At 45.5% G+C, this 22,319-nt stretch carries 24 protein-coding genes and 1 tRNA gene; 3 read left to right on the top strand and 22 right to left on the bottom strand.

Annotation, left to right across the window (positions count from 1 at the left end; genetic code table 11):
• Nucleotide 1 precedes the first annotated feature (1 nt).
• From L4D12_RS19520 to L4D12_RS19440, 17 genes are all read right to left on the bottom strand, one after another.
• The gene (locus L4D12_RS19520) at nucleotides 2–1,240 is read right to left on the bottom strand and encodes an iron-containing alcohol dehydrogenase family protein (protein ID WP_428449512.1); all 1,239 of its coding nucleotides are present in this window, start codon (nucleotides 1,238–1,240) and stop codon (nucleotides 2–4) included.
• Nucleotides 1,241–1,243: 3 nt separating this feature from the next.
• The gene (gene eutJ, locus L4D12_RS19515; RefSeq protein WP_428449511.1) at nucleotides 1,244–2,083 is read right to left on the bottom strand and encodes an ethanolamine utilization protein EutJ; all 840 of its coding nucleotides are present in this window, start codon (nucleotides 2,081–2,083) and stop codon (nucleotides 1,244–1,246) included.
• A gap of 3 nt (nucleotides 2,084–2,086) precedes the next feature.
• A complete protein-coding gene (locus tag L4D12_RS19510) occupies nucleotides 2,087–3,505 on the bottom strand; it encodes an aldehyde dehydrogenase family protein (protein ID WP_428449510.1) in 1,419 nt (472 codons plus the stop codon).
• A 28-nt stretch (nucleotides 3,506–3,533) separates the two neighbouring features.
• On the bottom strand, nucleotides 3,534–3,827 hold the full coding sequence (locus L4D12_RS19505) for a EutN/CcmL family microcompartment protein (RefSeq protein ID WP_428449509.1): 294 nt from the start codon (nucleotides 3,825–3,827) through the stop codon (nucleotides 3,534–3,536).
• A gap of 55 nt (nucleotides 3,828–3,882) precedes the next feature.
• Nucleotides 3,883–4,164, bottom strand: a complete 282-nt coding sequence (gene eutM, locus L4D12_RS19500) for an ethanolamine utilization microcompartment protein EutM (RefSeq protein WP_428449508.1) — start codon at nucleotides 4,162–4,164, stop codon at nucleotides 3,883–3,885.
• A 22-nt stretch (nucleotides 4,165–4,186) separates the two neighbouring features.
• Nucleotides 4,187–4,516, bottom strand: coding sequence for an ethanolamine utilization microcompartment protein EutM (gene eutM / locus L4D12_RS19495; RefSeq protein WP_428449507.1), 330 nt, complete (start codon nucleotides 4,514–4,516; stop codon nucleotides 4,187–4,189).
• Nucleotides 4,517–4,542: 26 nt separating this feature from the next.
• Nucleotides 4,543–5,514, bottom strand: coding sequence for a phosphate acetyltransferase (pta, locus tag L4D12_RS19490; protein ID WP_428449506.1), 972 nt, complete (start codon nucleotides 5,512–5,514; stop codon nucleotides 4,543–4,545).
• Nucleotides 5,511–6,359, bottom strand: a complete 849-nt coding sequence (gene eutT / locus L4D12_RS19485; RefSeq protein WP_428449505.1) for an ethanolamine utilization cob(I)yrinic acid a,c-diamide adenosyltransferase EutT — start codon at nucleotides 6,357–6,359, stop codon at nucleotides 5,511–5,513. The genes pta and eutT overlap by 4 nt, the downstream gene beginning before the upstream one ends.
• 2 nt (nucleotides 6,360–6,361) lie before the next feature.
• The gene (gene eutQ, locus L4D12_RS19480; RefSeq protein ID WP_428449504.1) at nucleotides 6,362–7,081 is read right to left on the bottom strand and encodes an ethanolamine utilization acetate kinase EutQ; all 720 of its coding nucleotides are present in this window, start codon (nucleotides 7,079–7,081) and stop codon (nucleotides 6,362–6,364) included.
• Nucleotides 7,082–7,129: 48 nt separating this feature from the next.
• Nucleotides 7,130–7,582 carry a EutP/PduV family microcompartment system protein gene (locus L4D12_RS19475; protein WP_428449503.1) on the bottom strand — a complete coding sequence of 151 codons (453 nt, stop codon included), beginning with the start codon at nucleotides 7,580–7,582 and terminating at the stop codon, nucleotides 7,130–7,132.
• Between the two features lie 2 nt (nucleotides 7,583–7,584).
• Nucleotides 7,585–7,980: an ethanolamine utilization microcompartment protein EutS gene (gene eutS, locus L4D12_RS19470; protein WP_428449502.1), complete on the bottom strand. Its 396-nt coding sequence runs from the start codon at nucleotides 7,978–7,980 to the stop codon at nucleotides 7,585–7,587.
• A gap of 574 nt (nucleotides 7,981–8,554) precedes the next feature.
• Nucleotides 8,555–9,100 (bottom strand): class IV adenylate cyclase, encoded by a 546-nt coding sequence (gene cyaB / locus L4D12_RS19465; RefSeq protein ID WP_428449501.1) that lies wholly within the window; start codon nucleotides 9,098–9,100, stop codon nucleotides 8,555–8,557.
• Between the two features lie 181 nt (nucleotides 9,101–9,281).
• Nucleotides 9,282–9,881 carry a hypothetical protein gene (locus L4D12_RS19460; protein ID WP_428449500.1) on the bottom strand — a complete coding sequence of 200 codons (600 nt, stop codon included), beginning with the start codon at nucleotides 9,879–9,881 and terminating at the stop codon, nucleotides 9,282–9,284.
• 225 nt (nucleotides 9,882–10,106) lie between these two features.
• Entirely contained in the window at nucleotides 10,107–10,517 is a 411-nt protein-coding gene (locus L4D12_RS19455; RefSeq protein ID WP_428449499.1) for a hypothetical protein, read from the bottom strand.
• A 512-nt stretch (nucleotides 10,518–11,029) separates the two neighbouring features.
• Nucleotides 11,030–11,120: transfer RNA gene (locus tag L4D12_RS19450), tRNA-Ser, on the bottom strand.
• A gap of 105 nt (nucleotides 11,121–11,225) precedes the next feature.
• A complete protein-coding gene (gene manA / locus L4D12_RS19445) occupies nucleotides 11,226–12,419 on the bottom strand; it encodes a mannose-6-phosphate isomerase, class I (RefSeq protein WP_428449498.1) in 1,194 nt (397 codons plus the stop codon).
• Between the two features lie 242 nt (nucleotides 12,420–12,661).
• Complete coding sequence (locus L4D12_RS19440; protein WP_428449497.1) at nucleotides 12,662–14,563, bottom strand: PTS fructose transporter subunit IIABC; 1,902 nt, start codon at nucleotides 14,561–14,563, stop codon at nucleotides 12,662–12,664.
• A gap of 422 nt (nucleotides 14,564–14,985) precedes the next feature.
• Between L4D12_RS19440 and L4D12_RS19435 the strand changes: the two genes are divergently transcribed.
• Nucleotides 14,986–15,831 carry an AraC family transcriptional regulator gene (locus tag L4D12_RS19435; RefSeq protein ID WP_428449496.1) on the top strand — a complete coding sequence of 282 codons (846 nt, stop codon included), beginning with the start codon at nucleotides 14,986–14,988 and terminating at the stop codon, nucleotides 15,829–15,831.
• Between the two features lie 45 nt (nucleotides 15,832–15,876).
• Here the strand turns inward: L4D12_RS19435 and L4D12_RS19430 are convergent, their stop codons facing one another.
• Both L4D12_RS19430 and L4D12_RS19425 read right to left on the bottom strand, forming a co-directional pair.
• Nucleotides 15,877–16,683 (bottom strand): PTS sugar transporter subunit IIA, encoded by an 807-nt coding sequence (locus tag L4D12_RS19430; RefSeq protein ID WP_428449495.1) that lies wholly within the window; start codon nucleotides 16,681–16,683, stop codon nucleotides 15,877–15,879.
• Nucleotides 16,680–16,982 carry a PTS fructose transporter subunit IIB gene (locus L4D12_RS19425; RefSeq protein ID WP_428449494.1) on the bottom strand — a complete coding sequence of 101 codons (303 nt, stop codon included), beginning with the start codon at nucleotides 16,980–16,982 and terminating at the stop codon, nucleotides 16,680–16,682. Before L4D12_RS19425 ends, L4D12_RS19430 begins: the two co-directional genes overlap by 4 nt.
• Before the next feature lie 244 nt (nucleotides 16,983–17,226).
• Between L4D12_RS19425 and L4D12_RS19420 the strand changes: the two genes are divergently transcribed.
• Nucleotides 17,227–17,949 carry a YebC/PmpR family DNA-binding transcriptional regulator gene (locus L4D12_RS19420; RefSeq protein ID WP_428449493.1) on the top strand — a complete coding sequence of 241 codons (723 nt, stop codon included), beginning with the start codon at nucleotides 17,227–17,229 and terminating at the stop codon, nucleotides 17,947–17,949.
• 131 nt (nucleotides 17,950–18,080) lie between these two features.
• Here L4D12_RS19420 and L4D12_RS19415 read toward each other — a convergent pair whose 3' ends face one another.
• Together L4D12_RS19415 and L4D12_RS19410 are read right to left on the bottom strand one after the other, a co-directional pair.
• Complete coding sequence (locus tag L4D12_RS19415; protein WP_428449492.1) at nucleotides 18,081–18,851, bottom strand: ABC transporter permease; 771 nt, start codon at nucleotides 18,849–18,851, stop codon at nucleotides 18,081–18,083.
• Nucleotides 18,844–19,482, bottom strand: a complete 639-nt coding sequence (locus tag L4D12_RS19410) for an ABC transporter ATP-binding protein (RefSeq protein ID WP_428449491.1) — start codon at nucleotides 19,480–19,482, stop codon at nucleotides 18,844–18,846. The genes L4D12_RS19415 and L4D12_RS19410 overlap by 8 nt, the downstream gene beginning before the upstream one ends.
• 610 nt (nucleotides 19,483–20,092) lie before the next feature.
• Here L4D12_RS19410 and L4D12_RS19405 point away from each other — a divergent pair.
• Nucleotides 20,093–21,313 carry a response regulator gene (locus tag L4D12_RS19405; RefSeq protein ID WP_428449490.1) on the top strand — a complete coding sequence of 407 codons (1,221 nt, stop codon included), beginning with the start codon at nucleotides 20,093–20,095 and terminating at the stop codon, nucleotides 21,311–21,313.
• Between the two features lie 42 nt (nucleotides 21,314–21,355).
• Here the strand turns inward: L4D12_RS19405 and L4D12_RS19400 are convergent, their stop codons facing one another.
• A complete protein-coding gene (locus L4D12_RS19400; RefSeq protein ID WP_428449489.1) occupies nucleotides 21,356–22,222 on the bottom strand; it encodes an SMP-30/gluconolactonase/LRE family protein in 867 nt (288 codons plus the stop codon).
• Nucleotides 22,223–22,319 lie beyond the last annotated feature (97 nt).

The raw sequence follows: 22,319 nt of genomic DNA, 5'->3' as shown, positions 1-22,319 counted from the left end.
ATTAGCCTTCCATGCCCAGATCACCCGCCAATGCTTGTTCAAGCAATGCCACAATTTGGGCAGCATTGACTTGGCGAGGTGTGCCAGTTAAACAAATGTCTGATAAGGCGTGCTCTGCAATGGCGGTAAAATCATTAGGATTGACATTAAACCCAGCCAATGACGTTGGTAGGCCCAAATCAATGATCAATTGCCTTACCTTCAAAATCGCGGCCTGACAACGCTCTCTTGTCGTCATTGAATCGCGATCAACCCCCAGTGCTTTGGCAATTTCAGCGTAAGTGTTTTCACAACATAAGCGGTTAAAGACCATCACATAAGGCAGTAGAATCGCATTCGCCACACCATGGGGAATATGATAAAACGCCCCGACTTGGTGAGAGACAGCATGCACTAAACCCAGTCCCGCATTACTGAATGACAAGCCGGCTTTGTAGGCAGCAATAGCCATGTTCAAGCGCATATCCATGTCATCGCCACAACCCACAGCAACGGGTAGCGCTTTAACCACCATCTCGATAGAGTGATAGGCATAAGCCTGCGCCAGTGGGTTGGACAGCCGAGAGGTGTAAGCCTCAATAGCATGCGTTAACGTATCAATCCCTGTCGCCGCGGTAATATGTGAAGGCACACCGAGCATTAAGGCAGGATCAAGCAGTGCCAGATCAGGCACTAATGCTGGCCCTTTGACCGGTACTTTAATGTTATTAACGACGTCTTTAATTACCGTAATATCGGTAGCTTCAGACCCTGTACCGGCTGTGGTCGGGATAGCACCTAAACCCACAGGACGTGACGCTAAGCCGCCAACTTTAAAATCAACCAATGCACCGTTGTAATTACCTAATACAGCAATCGCTTTTGCAGTGTCTAACGCCGAACCACCGCCAAACCCTAAAACAAAATCGGCACCGCTTTGGTTTAACATCGCCACGCCTTTGGCGACTAATTCGCTGTCTGGCTCACCTTGAATATCGGAGAATAAGGTCAATGTTAAACCGGCCAGTTCTATTGCAGTCTGGCAGCTTGCCGTCAGCCCTAGTTGCCACACCATTTTATCGGCAACCAAAAGAATGTGTTTTGCCCCTAGCTCAGTCAATGCCGAGCCCAGTTGATTAACACAATATGGGCCTGTTACCGTGATCGCTGGAGAGCGAAACGTGAAACCGGAATTAAAATGGCACTGTTGCAACGTTTGGGTCACGATAGTTGCAATAGTGTCAGGCGTAAGTGTCGTCATGATTTATACCTCTTCTTGCAGTGCAAGCCCGTAGCTCGCGATCGCTAACGGGGTCAAATACAAGGCACGAGACAATTCAATAATTTCAATATTTGGGAAAGTTTGCTTAAAGATATCGGAGAAACCTTTAATCAACGTGCCACCACCAGTGAGATAAATTGCTTCTGGCTGATAATTGGAAATATGCTCTGCGACAATGTCAGACATTTTTTCAATCACAGGTTTCGCCATAGCAGCAATCATCGGATCTTCATGGCTACGGCGTTTGCATAATTCGGCTTCTTCCATGTCGACACCTAACCCACCCGCGATGGTTAAGCTTACATGGCGACCGCCCGATGGCTCATCTAAAGACAGTCGCAACTCGCCATTTTCGATGATTGCCGTGCCTGTTGTACCGCCACCCACATCAACCACCGCACCGTTTTTGATATGCAGTAAGGCGGCTACGCTGCAAGGCTCATCAATCACATGACTGACCATCACCCCTGCTGACTCAACCACATTGATTGATATGCGAGGATCCGTACCCGGAGGATACGAAGTGATCACATCTTTGGGTTCAATACCCAATTTTTCTTGCACTTTTTTCAACTGACTACGCACAATGGTGCAAGCGCCTGCGTAATCTACTACCACGCCATCTCTTACGACATCTGCCCAATCTAGGAACGCCGCAATCGGCGTCCCTTGATCATTTATGACGACGGTTTGGATGTCTGCTGTGCCTAAATCCACCCCTATAAAGACCGTTTCTGGCGCAGTAAATGGCGTTTCGTCATTCACTATCTCATCAATAATCAATAGGTTTTCATTAGCTTTGGCTAGATAATCCGTCTTCATGATTTATACAATCCTAAATGAATTTACTGCAGTGCAACGACGCTTACGGGTAAAGGTCAATGCATTGGTTACGCCTTCACCTGTCGGCGTTGAAATGGTCATGGTTGTCCACCCTTCACCACCGGCACCAATCGCAGCAATAGAAGGACCATTCTTCGCGAGTAAGCTGCAATCCATCTCATACGCCATGCGGGTTAGCACATCGATATTTTTAGAGTGAATCACTGCGGTATGACGATTTTGTTTCTCTAATTCCACCGCCCAATCAATCGCTTGATCAGCATTCGCAGCACGAATAAGCGGTAAGATAGGCATCATCTGCTCAGTCACTGCAAATACGTGTGATTTATCCGCTTCAAAAATCAACAAACGGGTTTCTTCTGGCACCTCAATGCCTGCCGCCGCCGCCAGTTTCGACGCATCTCGCCCAACCCATTGTGGGTTTGCTGATGGTTTGTCACCGGGGTAGCCTTTTAGTACGACTTTTGCGATGGCTTCGGCTTCATCTAGGCTCAATAAATGCGCACCATTGCGGCACATTGCGGCTTTTAAATCGTCAGCAATAACATCAACGGCAATGATTTCTTTTTCCGTTGCACACACGATATTGTTATCAAACGAAGCACCTTGAACGATAGAAATTGCCGCACGCTCAATGTCTGCCGTTTCATCAACGACCACAGGTGGGTTGCCTGGGCCTGCCGCAATTAGACGTTTATCGGTTATACGACGAGCCGCTTCAACGACGGCATCACCACCTGTCACAACCAATAAACGAATACCTGGGTATACAAACAAGGCTTCGGCGTTTTCAAGTGATGGTTTTTCTACCGTTGTACAAATTGCATTAGGGCCACCAACACTCTCACACGCTTTGTTAACTAGCTGAATGGCGTATTGAGAGACTTTTTTCGCCGCCGGGTGCGGTGCGAAAACAATGGCATTGCCGCCAGCTATCATGCTGATGGCGTTATTAATCACAGTACAACTTGGGTTAGTACTTGGCGTAACAGAGGCGATCACACCCCAAGGTGCATTCTCCATCAAGCTCATACCTGCATCACCAGACGCTGCTTGAGGAGATAAAATTTCTGTACCCGGTGTACGTTGAGAGACCAAAATGTGTTTTTTGATTTTGTCTTCAACGCGGCCAAAACCCGTTTCTGCTACTGCCATTTCTGACAGCTCTTGAGCGTGCTTTTTCGCCATACGACGAATCGCGGTGATCATCTCATCACGCAGTGCTACGCTTCGGATCTGTTTTTGTGCTTTTGTTGCTGCGGCAACTGCACCGTCTAAGGTTGGGAATACGCCATAATTCCCTTTTTCGGTGTGGACTTGCTGCTCCAAAGCAGTATGAGTATTACCACTAAGCTGTAATACAACCTGCTTTACGATTTCTTCAATTTGTTTTGGGTCCATCTTCACTACTCCACCGCATTAGCTAAAGTTACTTTCCGTAACAACGCTCGCCACCTGCGGTAACTTCATCAATAATACCAACAACACAAAGATCAACCGGAGATCCGTCAGTAGAACCAGAATAAGCTGTTCTTGCTGAGCTACCAGACACCACCATTACCCATTCCCCTTCGCCAGCACCTAACTGATCCATGGCAATGTGTACTTCTCCTGTGGCGTTACCTTGAGGATTAACAAACTCAACCAAACACAATTTATCCATTTGCATGTTTCGACTGCGTACAGTGGCAATCACATGACCGATAACACGAGCAATTCTCATGAGATCTCCTGCTAAAAGGTATCCCCTAGATCCACAACGAACCTAGGGCAAGCCACTATTTTGTTTTAGGGGTAATAGGAAATACTTTTTCTAGATCTTTTGACGGGCGAGGAATAACGTGTACCGCTACCAATTCACCTAAACGCTGAGCAACCACTGAGCCCGCATCAGTTGCTGCTTTACATGACGCAACATCACCACGAATAAGTGCAACCACATAGCCCGAACCAATTTGTTGATAACCAACTAGCTCAACACGCGCTGCTTTCACCATGGCATCAGACGCTTCAATCAACGCTGTTAACCCTTTGGTTTCTAAAATACCTAATGCATCCATTTTTCTACCCTTCTTAAAAATACTATTTAGTATTGCGAGCTGATTTAGCCGCAGTTGCTTCTTTCTCTGATGCAGTTTCTTCTAATTTAATAGGGAAAATTGCTTCTAAGTCACTGTGTGGACGAGGAATAACATGCACAGCAACCACTTCACCTAAACGTTGTGCTGCTGCTGCACCGGCATCTGTAGCCGCTTTACATGCAGCGACGTCACCACGAACAATCGCTGACACAATGCCTGAGCCAATTTGCTTGTAGCCGACTAACTCAACACGTGCTGCTTTTACCATCGCATCCGATGCTTCGATCAATGCCGTAAGACCTTTTGTTTCAATAATACCTAGAGCTTCCATTTTATTTCCTTTTAGATATCAGTTTGTTAGAGGTTAGAGGCAAGCAGCGATATATCGACGATATCGTCAGCACTGCACCCTCTAGATAAATCATGAACCGAACTCGCGAGTCCTTGTAACATTGGGCCTAACGCTATATAGCCCCCCAAACGTTGAGCAACTTTATAGGCAATATTTCCCGCATTCAGTGAAGGGAAAATAAAGACATTGGCAGAACCTTCGAGTTTACTGCCCGGCATTTTTTGCGAAGCAATTGCAGGTACTATTGCCGCATCAAATTGCACTTCACCTTCAATAATCAAATCTGGCGCGCGTTCACGTACCATATTGGTTGCTTCTATGACATGATTAATCGTGGCGTGTTGTGCACTGCCTTTGGTTGAAAAAGAGAGCATGGCGACACGCGGCTCAATGCCCGTTAATCGTTGATAATTACGTGCAGTATCTATTGCGATATCAGCCAGTTGCTCTGCTGTTGGCAGCGGAATAACGCCGGCATCAGAGAAGGCAAATGTGTTTTGCCCGTCAGGCGACAGCATCATAAAAAAGCTTGATACCGTATTGGTTTGCTTCGCAATGCCAACACCTCGTAACGCAGCCCGAATCACATCCCCCGTAGAAGATTGATTACCAGCAATACAAATATCGGCGTAACCTTGATCAACCATCATCATGGCGAAATTAAGCGGCTGTTTAAGCAGCTCAATCGCGACTTCTCGCGTCATGGGTTTACGCTGCTTGGCGATATAGCGCGTCGTCATTTCATCGAAACAGCCTGCAAATTCAGGCGACAATACCGTTAAGCACGGCATAGCCACACCACTGTTATGAGCGTAATCACGCAACATATGTGGACTGCCTAATAAAATAGGCTCTGCCAAACCCGCTTGTTTCAGATCGTTCGCCGCATGCAATAATCGAATGTCATTGGAATCAGGAAAGACGATCCGTTTAGGCTGCTTTCGGCAAGACTCTCGGCATTTATCAAGTAACTTCATTTTGATACGCCTTTTAACACTAACTCACGCCCATTCTGGTGCTGCCACACCAAAATCATCACCACATAAACCGCACTAGAAAGGCGATTCAGACCTGCGACAATATCTTCTCGGCTTACACCATTGCTGGTTAATTGCATGCTCGGATCAAGAAAAGTCGTGATCGCTGCCAGTTCTAATTCACGAACTTGAGCGCGCAAATAATTCAACTCTGCAACTAACTTTCCATAACTGACATCTGGCAGCATATGGTCATGCCCAAGATGTTTGAGTGGGTTATGCGACCATTGATGAATAACACTGGCGTCAAACTCACCTAAACTCAGCTCAGGTAATGGTTGGCTAGTCACTTCAGATTGCAGGACTTGCCCTAAATAAGAGCGAATATCAGCCATGAAACATTTGAGTATTTCAGGCTGCTGCTCCATTGCACATTGCACAACAACGCAATAGCTAATGCAGGCATCTAACTTGCCACGCAATAAAATCCGTGGATGAGTTTTAGGCACGAGCACTTTGTCATCGAGGTGTGTCATTAGTGCAGGCTTGTCATCCACATTCGAGTGACACAGCACGCAGCTATTTTGAGGGCGAATATTGTTACTTTTTAACGGATGAACGCGTTCAAACTCTGGTGACGCCGAGCTTGTCGCCTCTTTTTCCACAAAAACTTGCCCTTTATCATCATGCCAACGCACAGTGATCTTTCTTTCTGTCAGCATTTGCTGAGCGGCAGGGGTGAAACGTGTGCCGATTTCTAACTGAATTTCACCATTTTGTCGCATACCAAAATACTGCTTGAGAAAATCTTCAGTAATAAACTTAGGTATACTTTGCGTGCTCATGCTTACGCCCACTCAACAGGGTAAGTGATGTAGACATAACGAACATGAGTTGGCGTGCCGAACTCAACTGAACTGTTTTTAGGAATAAAAATAACTTCACCAGGTTTAGCAATCGTCGTACCTGATGCCGTTTTGACATGAAGCTCACCTTCAAGAACAACGTTCACTTCATCGTAGGTTAACGTCCATGGGAAGAAGGCGTTTTCCCATCCCATATAACCGACACCCATGTTGCTGCCGTCTTTGGCACCAATCACATCGGTTAAGCCGATATTTTTCCCCGGCGCGCCATCAAACATCTCCAGCTTCACCGCATTACCGTGGATCAATACGATACCGTCGTCATTAATTTGACGAGGAGAAGCGGGTAATTTTTGATTGAAATCAGCCATGGCAGCTGCAATCAATTGCTGAATTTGAGTGCTCTTTTCTGCATCCACATGCGAGAGTTGTGATTCAATCTCAGCTTGGATACGTGAAGATTGATCTTGCACCATTGCTGGCGCTGGCGATACACACTCAGACTCACATGACACAACTGCCGCTGGTGCTGGTGTTGTTGGAGCTTGTGCTGGCGCTGCGTCTAATAGTTCAATGCTTTCAACTTTAGCCACTTCACGCGCTTCTGGGGTAATAATAAAATCTTTAAAGGGTACAACAAGGTAGGTTTTTTTCTCGGACTTAGCTTGTCGAATATCCGCAGCAGAAATTAGCTGTTTCATAACGTCATTTCCTTAGCCGTTTTCACAACATCACTCCAGCAAGAACTACTAAAGTGATAATAAATAGTGAGAAAGTTTATCTATCGAATCTTGGTCAAAAATAGAAACCTCAAAATAAGGCTCGGGTATTCTATTTTCTTTGAATAATTTTCTAGCGTGAATTATATCTGCATCACTTTCGTCTACTTTGCTTATCACGCCAATAATATTTTTATTGGGGTAAACATTGAGTAATCCATTTGGCGGTGCGAATCGTTTACCATTTGCAGGCTGTAACAAAACAATATTTTTGACGTTACAAATAGTCGTAAGCAATGCACCATTTAGTGATCGCTTATCGATAAACTCGCCTGGAGTATCAATGACTTTTCCCGGATAAAATATAGGTGACTGCGTTTTCCCTGTGTTAGTTTCCATGTTAACTAATTTATCGACCAGAGCAGACTTGCCTGCATCTACCTCGCCAACAAAAACAACATTGTCCAAACTTTGTTTTTTCATTATTAAGTTCTTGTTATTTGGCAACTATTGTAAGATAACGTTCGATTTAATACTTCACACACTGTTTTAAGTGATTCATCAACGGCTGCGACAGATCCAGTAATCACTAACGCGCCTGAGAAACGGTCTAGAAAACCGATATGAACATCGGCAGATTTTGTCGCTATATCACCGGCTATTATCGATGTTTCTCCTGGAGTTAACGTCAGAATACCGATAGCGCCCTGGCTCTCAACCCCCACTCTTTCACATAATTCTTCCGTTGGATTTGCAATTAAATGCGCCAGGGTAACTTGTTTCCCTGGTACAAATTCTTGAATAATTCTTTCTTTTCCAGATGCAAGATCAAGCATAGAAGTTATATTTATAAACTGAATTTGCGACCAATCTACTCCCAAAGGATTAGTCCGTCAATCACGTATATACGCTATTGTTATATATATCATCTAGTTATGATCTTAATCACATAACATTATTTTAAAGCATTGTTTGCAAGTATGACCTTGGTCACAGAATATTATTTAGAAACGCATTCTAAATATGGTAAAAGTCACAAAATATTATTTACACATTATTTATTAATTATGATCTCAATCACGGAACCTCATTATCTCGATTATTTTATAAACATAATAGTAGAAGACAAACAGAAATAATAAACAGATTAAGTTAACACCAAGCATTTTTTATAAAATAAATTTATTCAAAGATGATTCCCTGAGATAAATATATATAAATGTTAGCTTGATTGTTTGTTTTGTTATTAAATTAATATTCTATTAACTGCGTTGTTCACTATCACAATCAGACTGAACAGAAGCTTATAACCAGTTACTTTTTTTAACCGTCGGTTTCACCCCATTCGACAACAATCTCATCATCGCGGCTTATCATTTAATGCTTTGTAGTCAATCATGGCGAAGACTTTATCGCTAACATTTGTGACATGCTTTGACTAGCAACGCTAATAAATCAGCGTTCTTCGAACATTTGCTTGTACGACTTCGTCTGCAATGCTGCTTCAGTTAACCCAAATTGGTTCGCCAGTGCTTCAAGTTCAACTTTATATGTTGATAACATCGATTCATTGTCTGTCATAATTGCAAATTCGGCAAAATCACCAATGCCGACTAAAGAGTCAACGGTGATATGGAACTCCCCCACAAAGTAGATACTACGGATTTTCTTGGCTTTCAACACAATGTCGTAGCCCATCGTTTCTAACATACTTCGAGCATGAGAAGCATCAGTGATATTTGTCGCCTCACATCTATCGGACTCCGGCCCTTTGACAATCCACAGCTTGATACCTGAAGGCTCCATCGTACGAATACAAAGGCTCTTGTTCTGAGCCTGTAACGTTTTATCAGAAAAATCAAAATACCAGTCGCATTCTGTATTGTCTTGAAGCATGACATCATGAGGTATCATGCTCAACGTTTCCAAAAATTCTGATTTTGAGTGAAGACGATACTTTAGTTCTACTTCGAACTTACCTTGAAAATGATCATTACTCACGTGTTACCTCTACGACAAATAAAAAACATTATCATATGTCAGATATGAAAAAGAATTACTAGCGCGAACCATTGTTGTATTGGTGAAACACCTGTCCTGCTCGTTATCGGCTACTTAGCTGGCGATTTCAACAACCACCGGCACTACTGACAAAACAAGTAAGCCTGACACCATCACCAAACTAACAGCTTTCCTCTGAGGGCCGATATGGCTCTTCATATGGAAGATGGCTTACTAAAAGCTTTAAATAAAACAATGGTAAAAACCACTCTAAACCAACAGGACTTGGCAGCAAATAGAGCGACATAATTAGCGCAAGGCCATAAAATGCAAGTGATATAGGCCGCTGAAGATAAATCGGCGATAGTAAGATACATGCAGAGGCAATAAGCAAGAATCCCCCAGAATATAAAATCCACGGGATGTCAAACGACAAGAATAGCCACGAAACCAAGACCAAGTGGCACAAATGAGTGACTACGAACTTGTAATGATCGAGAAAACCCTGACCATTACGGTGATACCAACGTTTAGCGGTTGATGTGGCATTCGTGAGAATACCGCCAGCCATATCAGCCGCAAGAAGAGCACAAATTATGTATTGAGCAGTACCCCAATCAACGGGAAGAGTCAGCGCATAAGCCACAGAAACAATGAGTGCGACTATAGGAATAATAATTTGAATCGCTAATTCGGCTTTTGTTGCGCCAGGGCCAATAAACTTATCCAGAGATCCAGCCAGGCCTTTTTTTGGCTCAGGATATTTCCATTCTATTTTCATAATGATTACTCCGTCACTGGATTTAACCGTTAATAAAGGTTAGGTCACCCTGTCACAATCGCTCTATGGCACTGCATTTTCGTCATACCAATAAACTAAATGTCAGTATCCATGGCTAAGATCCTACAGGCAAGGTATTGAGCCACAAAACCGGCTCTGGCTCTAAAACATTGGCTTGGTACGAGCTGCAGCACATAACCTTATCGGTTATAACCGTGGTAATGGCTACCACACAAACAGTTTAAAATAACTAATGATTACAAATGCAGTGGTCAACCCCACCCAGCCAATAGCCCTCGTTACAACCTCTGGACAATTCGTATTGAAATGGGGATACAGAATGGCGCCAAACGATAACATTGGTAAGAAACCGTAAAGTTGTCCCATATACTTTGATGTTGCAGCGGGAAAGGGACCTACTATCAGATATATTATCAGGTAAATGCCATAAACACCGATTGCTAACAAAGCTTCCTGTTGAGACGTTTCACTACCATCTGAACAAAAATAAAAACCAATTAAAACCGCATACACAATGACATCAATCAAGGCAGAATATTCCTCTAATTTTTTCAATAAACCTATGATACTTGGTAATGTCTGACGATCAAATTCGTTGAAGGCCACACTAGCCATGCATTGTATAATTATCGATAAAGTACGATCACGGTAATATAACCATTGCAGTGAAGTGCGCTGAGCGAAGGGAATATTAGGATGTAAAAAAACGACAATTAAGTCGGTTTTTTATGTGTGGCGGAGCCAAAGCAAGGAATGACGGGATTTACTGCTCGCAAGCTCGCGCCCTTTGGGCTATTGCCTTTTCGCACCTTCGGCACGGGCAATGTGCTTTCGCTTCGCTCAGGTGAACCCTTGCCTAGGATTCTGCACCCTATCTCATTCTTTCCCAAGTAACAGATGTAAAAAAGCCGACAATTAAGTCGGCTTTTTTATGTTTGGCGGAGAGATAGGGATTTACTGCTCGCAAGCTCGCGCCCTTTGGGCGATTGCCTTTTCGCACCTTCGGCACGGGCAATGTGCTTTCGCTTCGCTCAGGTGAACCCTTACCTAGGATTCTGCACCCTATCTCATTCTTTCCCAAGTAACAGATGTAAAAAAGCCGACAATTAAGTCGGCTTTTTTATGTTTGGCGGAGAGATAGGGATTTGAACCCTAGGTGGGCTATAAACCCACGCCGGTTTTCAAGACCGGTGCTTTAAACCACTCAGCCATCTCTCCTGAGTGCGATGAATAATACGAGCTCACTGACATTGTGTAAAGGGATTTTTCATCCATTTTGCGCAACTGCGCAGAGAACACACAATACGGTTACACTAACAACAACTAGTTGTATGCGCGGGCAAATTTACCGCTGGATGTTACGTTATACTCACCCGTGTTTGCCGGTATAAATACCGACTCCCCTTTCGCAACCATTAAGCTTTCACCATCAGCATGGGCAACCATCAGCGGTGCATCAACAGCTAAAAGGATTTCAGCACTGTCAGTACATAAAACTAACGCTTGTGGCTGCTGATATACGCTGAATTTAAAGTCAGGAACAGGGACGGGGTAATATTCAACACCGTTGTCTACCTGCGGAGCCAACAGCAGGGTATCCAGCGGCATTGGTACACAGCGGGTACAGGCCACCAACTCTGGCACATCCATGTATTTTGGCGTCAGGCCAGCTCGCAGAACATTGTCTGAGTTAGCCATGATCTCAAGCCCAGTACCTTTGATATAAGCGTGTGGTGTACATGCATCCAGGAACATGGCTTCACCCGGTTGTAGTGTCAATGTATTAAGCATCAGTGGGCCAAACAAACCAATATCACCAGGATATTGCTCTGCCAGCTCAAGAATTAATGCAAACAGAGGATCACTGGTGTTCGCAGCAGCATAAGCCAATAATTGACTGACACTGCTCTCTTTCGCTTCCCCTTCCAACGATAGCATCGCTTCAAAGAAAGCGGCCAAGCCTGCTTCATTTTGGTTGTCTGCTAATGCGTCCACCAGCATAGTCAGCCCATCAATGCCTAAAGCGCGGAAATACGCGACGATATCGACAAACTCACGGAAACCATTCATTGCTTGATAAGGCGTCAGCGCGTAAACCAATTCTGGCTTGTGGTTTGGATCTTTATAATTGCGATTACCCGCAGTACGTGGGATACCTTGTGCTTCTTCTTTGGCAAATCCCGCTTCAGCTTGTGCTTTACTTGGGTGCACCTGAATCGACAAGGCTTTATCTGCTGCCAGTACTTTAAACAGGTACGGTAATTCTCCGTATTGCTTAGCCGTATCAGCACCAATGATGGTTGGCATATCAGCGGCAATAAACGATGACAGCAAGGTTGGCTGGCCGTTTACATCAATCTGAGAACAACCATTCTGGTGTGCGCCCATCCAAATCTCGGCTTGAGGCTTGGCTTCTGGGTTTTCAATGCCGAACAACTCGGCCATTGAAGTCGTACTACCCCATGCGTAATCCTGAATGACATTATGCATACGATAAAAGCGAGGAGACGTTGTCATAACTTTCCTTATGTCCAATGCAAATTTCATTAATGCCAAACACACTGTTGCGTTAAATGACGTCAATGAGAGGTACACTATTATTGAAGCCAAGCATGCTACCAAATTCTGATGCCCAGTTGATGCTATTTTTTATCTTACTCAAGGTACAGCTTAAAAAAACTCCCTCTATATATAGAGGGAGTTAACACTGGCACAGTACTATATTGCTACCATACCGCTTGCCATTCACATAAGGGGGATTATGCTACGGCTTGTTGTTGTGCTTTTGCTTGACGCATTTTCTTCAGTGAAACGGCAACCAGTGCGGTAACAACAGCACCTGCAGCCATACAAGCCAGCGCCAGCAGAGGTTTGTTCATCGCACCCAGCAGAGCAACAACCGGGCCACCGTGTGCCACGCTGTTAGTAATGCCGAATGAGAAGGCCATCACTGCTGCCACCATTGAACCAAGTACGTTAGCAGGGATCACTGACATTGGGTCTTGCGCTGCAAACGGAATCGCACCTTCAGAGATACCCACCAAGCCCATCGCACCGGATGCCTTACCCGCTTCAATTTCAGACTCTTCAAAGATATTGAACTTACGGCCAATCACTGTCGCCAATGACATACCCAGTGGTGCAACAGGAATAGCACAAGCCATCGCTCCCATGAACTGTGTCTGACCACTCGCAATCATACCGACAGAGAATAGGAAGGCTACCTTGTTGAATGGACCACCCATATCAAAACCAGCCATACCACCCAACACAATACCTAATAGGATCACGTTACCTGAGCTCATGCTGGTTAGCATGGCATTCAAACTGTCCATCAAGCTAGCGATAGGTGCGCCAATCACGAAGATGAACAAGCTAGAGATAAACAAGCTACCGGCGATCGGGGCGATCATAATCGGTACAAGCGGCTGAATGAATTTATGGTAGTTAATACTCACAATCCATTTCACAAAGTAACCCACAAGCAGACCCGCAACGATAGCACCGATGAAACCCGTACCAGCGTCAGCACCGTAGAATGAGCCATTGTTGGCAATCCAGCCACCGATCAGACCCGGAGCCAGAGCAGGACGGTCCGCAATCGCATAGGCAATATAACCCGCCAGAATTGGGATCATCAGGGTAAAGGCAACCACACCGACATCCAGCACTTTATTCCACATACTGCCAGGAGGAATCGCCATCCCCGCTTCTGTTGGCTGACCACCCACGGCCAATGCTAAAGCAATCAACAAACCGCCGGTTACCACAAACGGGATCATGTGTGATACGCCGTTCATCAGATAGCGATAAAGATCAGAACGCGCCTGTGACACCTTGCTCTCTGTATTCTCTGACGCGCCATCCCCCGTCGCTTGATATGCAGGGGCTTGGAGAGCTTGGTTGATCAAGCCCTTGGCATCTTTAATTGGCGCTTTTACACCCGTTTTAATTAATCTTTTACCGGCAAAACGTGTCATGTCGACCTGCTTGTCACAGCTCACGATAATTGCTTCAGCGTTCGCAATTTCTTCGGCTGTCGGGCTGTTCTTCACCCCGATAGAACCATTCGTTTCCACTTTGATGGTATAACCCAGCTCTGCGGCACCTTTTTCTAGTGCTTCGGCAGCAAGGTAAGTGTGGGCGACACCCGCAGGACAACCCGTCACACCAATCAGCAGACCTTTATCCGCAACGGGAGTGTCTGCTACTTCTGTTTTCGCCAATAACAGGCCAAGCGCGTCTTGTTCTGTTTTAGCGCTGAGGAATGCGTCAATAAATCCATCTTCAATTAACTTAGAAGACAGTTCTGCTAATACTTCAATATGGTGGTTTGCGCCGCCATCTGGCGAAGCAATCATGAAAAAGAGTTTAGAAGGCAGACCATCTTCGGCACCATATTCGATACCGGTACGGCTCACACCGATGGCCACTGCTGGCTCAATAACCGCACCACTCTTGGCATGAGGCAGCGCAACACCGTCTTCAAAACCCGTGTTACCAAGCTCTTCACGGGCATGGATATCCATCAAAAACTGTTGCTTATCGCTGATCCGACCCTGCGCATGCAGGCAGTCGATCATCTCAACAAACACCTCTTCTTTTGTGGTTGCTTTTAAGTTCAAGCAAATCAAATTCTCATTAATCAAATTGGTGATCATGAGTGTTCCCCTTTATTGTTCTGATTCGGCATGTTGTCTGCCAGTGACTATATTGTCAGTGAATAAGGGGCCATCTTGTAGTGTATCAGAGTGGCATTTACTGGAAATTTGTAACATCACCGGATTTCTGTGATCTAATTCTCACAAGTTTACCCGTTAAGAAACTCGAACAAAAACCAACAAAAAACACTATATATCAATAGTATAGTTGCATGACACCTTATGGATATACAGCAAAATATATCAATCGAAAAACACATAACTAGATTGAAGTAACACTAATATTGCGACGACTTAGCTGCATTTAAGTGATCTGGTTCACGCTATTTGCGTGCCACCAAGCACAATCATGGCAGTTCATCGGCCAGCCATTGATAATGAGGCCTCTCTTTTATTGTTCTCTCTGTTTGGGAATTGCATCTATGGACCAAGTGTTTCATCACCTTCTGGAAAACATACTGTCTGAACGTGAACACTTTAATCGTATCTGGTTTGCCAGCGATCATGTCACGCCACCAGCGTTTAGTTACCAAGTGAACTTCCCTCGCCTAGAAATGGTGATCAGTGGTGAATACATCAATGAACTGGAAGACCCGGATCACGGCATTACAGAAGTGACTATCATGGCAGGCGATGCGCTATACATTCCCCCTAACAGCTGGAACAAACCCAACTGGGATACCGAATGCTCGGTACTGAGCTTATTGTTTGGCCGTCGGCAGCTGGGGTTTAGCCTTGTCAGTAAAGGAAAGGGGCAAGTCGGTTTTTTTGATGTACAAAAGCACAGTATTCAAACCCGGACAGGCCACGCCATTGATCATATTCTGGCGGCTCTGAACGCACTGGCCAAAGAGCCCATCCAAAAGCCGATGGATGAACATTTACTGCAGGCGCTCTTGAGCTATTGTCAGCAGATGCTTACGATGCCGGACAGCACCAAGAAAAAACGCAGTGAGGATCTTTACCAGGGGATCTGTATTTATATTCAGGAGAACTTCCACCGCCCCATCACGCGAGATTCAATTGCTCGGCGCTTCAATATCACCCCAAACCACCTGTCGAGACTATTTCGCCAGCAAGGCCATATGCGGATGGCTGATTACATTACTTGGGTGCGTATCGAACGCGCTAAATTTATGCTTAAAAAATACACATTCAGACTCAACGAAGTTGCGACGCGCTGTGGCTTTGTGGATGTAAATTATTTCTACCGGGTATTTAAAACCAAAACCGGGATGACACCATCAGAGTATCGAGCCCAGCAGTAACGCCATTAACGACGAACTGTGGGCCTTACTTTCCAGCCAGACCCTTTATGGCCCGGTATGTCGAAAAGGTGCAGCTAAGGTATGAAGCACGATGCTTTCAAGCACATCTAACTGATAATTGTCTGTCAGTACTTGACAGTAGTCTGGCTCTAGCAATGCTTGCGAAAATGACGAGAACGCAATCAAATGCGGGCGCTGTGGTGGTAGAGGGAGCGTCAACCCAATAACTCGCGAAACGCGCCCACGCTTAGTGCCCCACTCGATAGGATGTAGTAATGAGGCAATCACAATCTGAGGTGTATTCACCTCGGCACTCATAATATGGGGCAAAGCAATGCCGTTCCCCATTGCTGTTGAAGAAACAGCTTCACGATGTTGCATAGATTGTAGCAATGTCTGACAGGAAGCAGCTGTTGATACGGATCCCGCGACTTGCTGGCAAATTTGCTCCAGCACCCAGTCTTTATCACCAATGGTTTCACGGGTATCCAGTTGCAATGAATGTATCTGACAGGCAAAAGGCAGCATGGCACTTGGCATATGCCGTGATATGGCATGCTTACGTCGATACCCGCCACTCTCTATATCACCGTGCTCCGCGGCACAATCGGTCAGCACCATGCAGGCAAGCTCGGCATCGACACCTTCAATCAAAATTTGGCAGAGATCGCCGGGTAATGAGCCTAAACTCATAACCCGCATAGGTTGCTCGACATTGGCCATTTTCAAACGCGAAATATTGCTCATCACCACCACGGAGCGAAAATACCCTGCCAGCTGCTTCAGCCGGTTTAGGCCCCAAGCAGGCAAACCATCTCGCCCCAATGTAAAGGTGATACGCCTTTCGATCATAATGTTTTACAGCGGTTCAAGACGCTAACCGGATCAGTCAGCACATCTTCGATAGTTACACAGTGAATCTTACTACCAGTAAAACGTGCACGGTGCTCAATTTCAATGTCTGAAGCGATAAGTACGACATCTGCACGGCCAATGTCCTGCACACTGAGTGGATGTTCAATACCCATTGCTCCCTGTGTTTCGACCAAAATTTGTATACCAAGCTGCTGAGCGGCTTTTTTTAACTCAACCGCCGCCATATACGTGTGAGCGATACCTGTTGGACAGGCTGTAACTGCAACAATCTTCATTTTTACTTTTCTCTAAACCTAACCATGACGCCAAGAAAACTCGGAAATCATCCATTTATATGATGAATATATAATCGCAACGCTCAACGACTGCAAGGCTAGCTACAAAATTCACATCAGAAATTGATCTATCACACCTATCACACCCCGAGAAGACGCATTTTACCCCTAGCCATAACGCATAGCTTACTGGTAAAATCCGCCTCCAACAGAAATCCCAAATATCAAAAAGAGAGTGATTCCTATGGGACGCAGTTTCGAAGTCCGTAAAGCCTCGATGGCTAAAACACAGGGCGCAAAAATCAAAGTTTACTCAAAATACGGTAAAGAAATTTACGTTATTGCGAAAAACGGTGGTATTGACCCTGACACTAACCTTTCGCTGAAGCGCATGATCGAAAAAGCGAAAAAAGATCAGGTGCCTAGCCACGTTATCGACAAAGCGATCGACAAGGCTAAAGGTGGCGGCGGTGAAGATTTCGCAACTGCTCGCTATGAAGGTTTCGGCCCTGGTAACTGTATGGTGATCGTTGACTGTCTAACTGACAACAACAACCGTACTTTCATGGACGTACGTCAGTGCTTCGTGAAAAATGGTGCTAAAATTGGCTCTCCAGGTACATCAGCACACATGTTTGAGCACCAAGCTGTATTCCAGTTTGCTGGTGATGACGAAGATGCTGTACTAGAAATCCTGATGATGGATGACATTGATGTGACTGACGTTGAGTGTGAAGATGGTGTTATCACTGTTTTTGCTCCTCATACTGAATTTTTCAAGGTGAAAAACTCGCTATCAGCAGCAATGCCTGACGTTACCCTAGATGTTGAAGAAATTTCTTTCGTACCACAAACCATGACAGAGCTTGCTGGCGATGATGTGGCCATGTTCGAGAAGTTCCTTGACGCACTTAACGATTGTGATGACGTGCAAAACGTTTACCACAACGCAGAAATTGCAGATTAATTCTGTGCTTTCAAAAACAGCTGGCATTGCCAGCTGTTTTTTTATCTGGCAATCGTAACGATTGCATAATCAAGAACACACCACTCCCGATCCTATTTGCCCTGCCCATTATTGATCTTGGCTTCTTCCCGCTACAGTACAAGCTGACCATAGCGATTAAACGCATAGCGACTCGCGACATAAAGCGACGTTGTCACAGATAGCGTAGCTGAAATAAAAATAGCGACCATGATCACCAACTGATATTTCACTGCCAGCAACGGCGCCGTCCCACCCAAAATCTGCCCCGTCATCATACCCGGTAAACTCACAATACCCAATGTCGTCATAGACGCCAGTTGCGGGGCCAGCGCCGCCCTCACCGCAGTGCGGATAAACGGCAATTCAGGTTTAGGAGCCCCGAGCGCGAGATAAAACTGATATTCATCCTGCCGCTCTTTTAGGCTACTGTACCAACGCTCTAGCGCCAGCACATTGGCCGCCAGGCAATTCCCTAGCAACATACCCGCTACCGGGATCAAATACTGCGCCTGCCACCACGGTTCAACGTGGATAACACCAGCCAGTAACGGCGGTAATACCGCCAGTAACGCTACAATATGCCCGACTAAGACTGCCGGTATCACACGCTTAATCGACACGCCCGCCCGACGACAAATGGTGAAACCCGCCACGATAACCATTAGTGATAACCACACTGAATTCAGCCATGGGTTCTGAAAGGCAAACAAGGTCTGCAAATACAAACCAACAACCGCTAGCTGCAAGGTCATCCGTAATACAGCAGCAATCATGGTTTGACCCAAGCCAAGCTGCCAGCGCTGAAACAGTATGAGCGGAAGCAGCAATAAGGAATAAAATCCAGCTAACGCCCAGTGACTGATCGTTAATGCACTATCCATGCACCTCTCCCATCACATACTGACAATGCGCAGCCGCAACCCACACCGGATCATGAGAGACCGAGATCATTGTCTGTTGCTGCAGCGCCAATAATGCCATCACCCTATCTCGACTGGCGGGATCCAATGCCGAGGTGGGTTCATCCAACAACCATAATGGCCGCTCCATCAACAGTGCTCGTGCGATTGCCAGACGTTGTTTTTCTCCACCAGATAGCATATTGACCGCTTTATCAAGCGGATGCTGTAAACCTAACGCCACTAATACCGCGACACATCTGGCGTTATCTGGCTGAGGTAATGGCGAGGCGTTAAGTTGCCAGGGCAGTAATAGCATCGCAGCAATCGTCTCTGCCCCCATGACTGGCTGTTGCGGTAAATAACAAAACTGCTGACGCCACCAGCTCAGGTTATGCTCTGAAATGGGTTGGTCCTGCCAGTAAAAGTGTCCATGCTGAGCAGGACGTAGCCCAGCAAGAACCTGTAATAAGCTGGATTTACCACACCCTGAAGGCCCGGAAATCACCAAGTGTTCACCCGGCATAAGGTCTGTCGTAAGCCGCAATAACGGTAGTGATTCAAACCCGGAAAACAACTCATTAATAATTAGTATTGGATCGTGATCAGTCATAGGCTACTCCCATCCTATGAGAGAGTGTAATGACAACATCATTATGATTCAAACCGTTAGCTTTCATTGTCCCCATCAATAATACTAATACTCCATTCAACACTACAGGCTTGAAAAGCACTTACCATGCTCAGGAGAATTAGCCTTGAATTTAATGTGAGAGGATCACTCTGCATCCTGTATCTAGAGACAACTTAGACATACAAGCCATTAATATTGCAACCTAAATCTAAAATATTTTTTGTTTTGCATGGTCAATGTGTCAATTGTATCCAAATGTGAAATAGACCATAATACGCCAAATATTGATAGGTATACCCAAGCTACCTCAAGATGTCCGTTTCAGCGAGAATGTCTTGGCTTCTAATCAAGGCGGAGATTTGTAGACATAGTGGTTCTACGTTAAAAATCTGCAACACAGAATAGAAGCCATGACAACTCGCCCTTTGGGAGTGAGTCAGCACGCCCACTTCAGTGTCAAATACGCTTGAAAAGGAATAACTATTCCCGCGCGTATTTTCCTTGAATTGAGCGTGCTGAGCTCGCTCTGAATCCTGCATCTTGAGGTAGCTTGGGTATATAATAATAGCCTCCAACAGGTATCGTGGTAATGGAACATAAAATACTGGTCGTAGAAGATAGCCGCCCCTTTCGACGTGTTATTGAAAGCGAATTAAGGCGCGCTGGTTACACCCCGATACTCGCCCACACTATTGCCGAAGCAGAGAAGATTCTGGATACCAGTACTGACTTTCTCTGCGCAGTGCTCGATTACTGCCTCCCCGACGGTCAGGATGGTGAAATTATTGATGTCTGCCTCTCCGTTGATATCAAAGTTATTGTACTCACCGCATTGATGGATGAAATGACCCGTGAACGGGTGCTAGCCAAAACCGTTATCGATTACATACCTAAAGACAGTCCAACCTGCATTGCTAACATGATCCCTATTCTAAAACGCCTGGAGCGTAATAAGGGTCACAAAGCACTGGTTGTTGATGATTCCATAACAGCCCGAAAATATGTGCGTAGCCTGTTGGAACGCCAGTATCTGACCGTTGTTGAAGCCAACAATGGCGAACAAGCACTTGAAATCATAACGAAAAAAACCGATATTTCACTGGTGATCACTGACTATGCCATGCCAGAACGTGATGGTGTTAGCTTAACCAAGGAATTGAGAAAACGCTTCCAGCCCGGACAGCTAGCAATTATCGGCCTATCGGCCAGTGATGAAAACGCACTCACCGCGCGTTTTCTCAAGGCGGGCGCCAATGATTTTTTAAAGAAACCCTTCAATCAAGAAGAATTATACTGCCGTCTGCATAGCACTCTGAATATTCTTGATTCAGAACGGAACCTCTACCAACTGGCCAACAAAGATTACCTCACCCAAGTCTGGAACCGGCGCTATTTCTTTGAGCATGCAATGGCCAAGCAGCAGAGCGGGCCTCGTTGCCTTGCCTTACTTGATATCGATAACTTTAAGCAACTCAATGATAGCTACGGTCATCATATTGGTGACATGGTACTCATTGAACTCGCGAATACTCTACAGAACTATTTCCCTGATGCTTTAGTGGCACGCTATGGTGGTGAAGAATTCTGTATCTTGTATGGTAATTCATCTCAAATATTCATTCAGCGTCTGGATGCGATGATCAAAGATATTGCCAATACTGAACTGAGTATTCTCAGCAATATCATCAAATTCACCGTCAGTATCGGTATCGTGAATGCCCATTCCAGCATCCACGAACTCCTCAAACGCGCTGATATTTGTCTCTATAAAGCCAAAGCTGACGGCCGCAACTGCCTCGTTGCAGAATAGCCATTTATCCTATTTATCCTATGGCGCCATATTGGTGGCTGATTACAACACAGTCACCAACGGCTCATTCATTCCTTGCCAATCAACAACCGCGGTCAATACTGAACCCGGTTCGCTCTCCCCTTCTGCACTCGTGACCACCAGCTGATTACCCGCGATCCCCCCCAGTGCCACCATGGTAGGATTCTCTAATGGCACCGGAATAATGTGGCTAACATTACCGTTCGGATCAATACGAACGACCGATTGGCCACTGTACATCGCAACCCAATAACCACCTTCACTGTCAACACAGGCACCATCAGGTCTGCCGTGATAATCGGTAAGATCGCAAAACGGCTGGCTTTCACCATACTGACCAGTAGCAGGATCATAATCTGCACGGTAAATCACACTGGATCCGGTATCAGCCCAATACAAATAGTTGCCACACGGTGAGAATGCCAGCCCATTACAGGTCCACGCATACATTGGCATCGGCTGTAATTGCCCACCTTGGCTCAGTTGAAAAAACTGTCCTTGATCGCCTTCTTTCGCACCATTACGGGTACCGGCAATAAACCGCCCACCCGGTGCAGCACGCCCATCATTAAAACGCATCCGCGGGTGTGTTTTGTGCAGTGGCGAGATTAATTGTCGCTCTGCATCCCAGCTATCTAACAAGTAAACACCGGTTTTCGTCGCCAATACATAACCAGCCTGCTGATACATAGCAAAACAACCGAGCATGTCATCCCAACGACGTACCGTTAGTTGCTGCTCACTATCCAGTCGCCACAGCTCACCCTGTGCGATATCGACCCAGCACCACGACGTATTCCGCCAGTCCCAACGCGGGCATTCCGCTAAGGTAAAGCCCTGTTCGACAAGAGGGTGAAAATTAACGACCAGCGGCTGCGCATTGTTCATTCTGATTCCTTTGATTTTGATCCATATACCTTATGCAGTTAATCATGCTTTGCTACTGAGGTATAGGCCAAAAGAAACCATAATGCACCTTACTTCC

Origin of the sequence: Photobacterium nomapromontoriensis (assembly GCF_050336815.1) — a bacterium.
GTDB classification, from domain to species: Bacteria; Pseudomonadota; Gammaproteobacteria; order Enterobacterales; family Vibrionaceae; genus Photobacterium; species Photobacterium nomapromontoriensis.
This window is presented reverse-complemented; position numbering and strand designations above follow the sequence as displayed.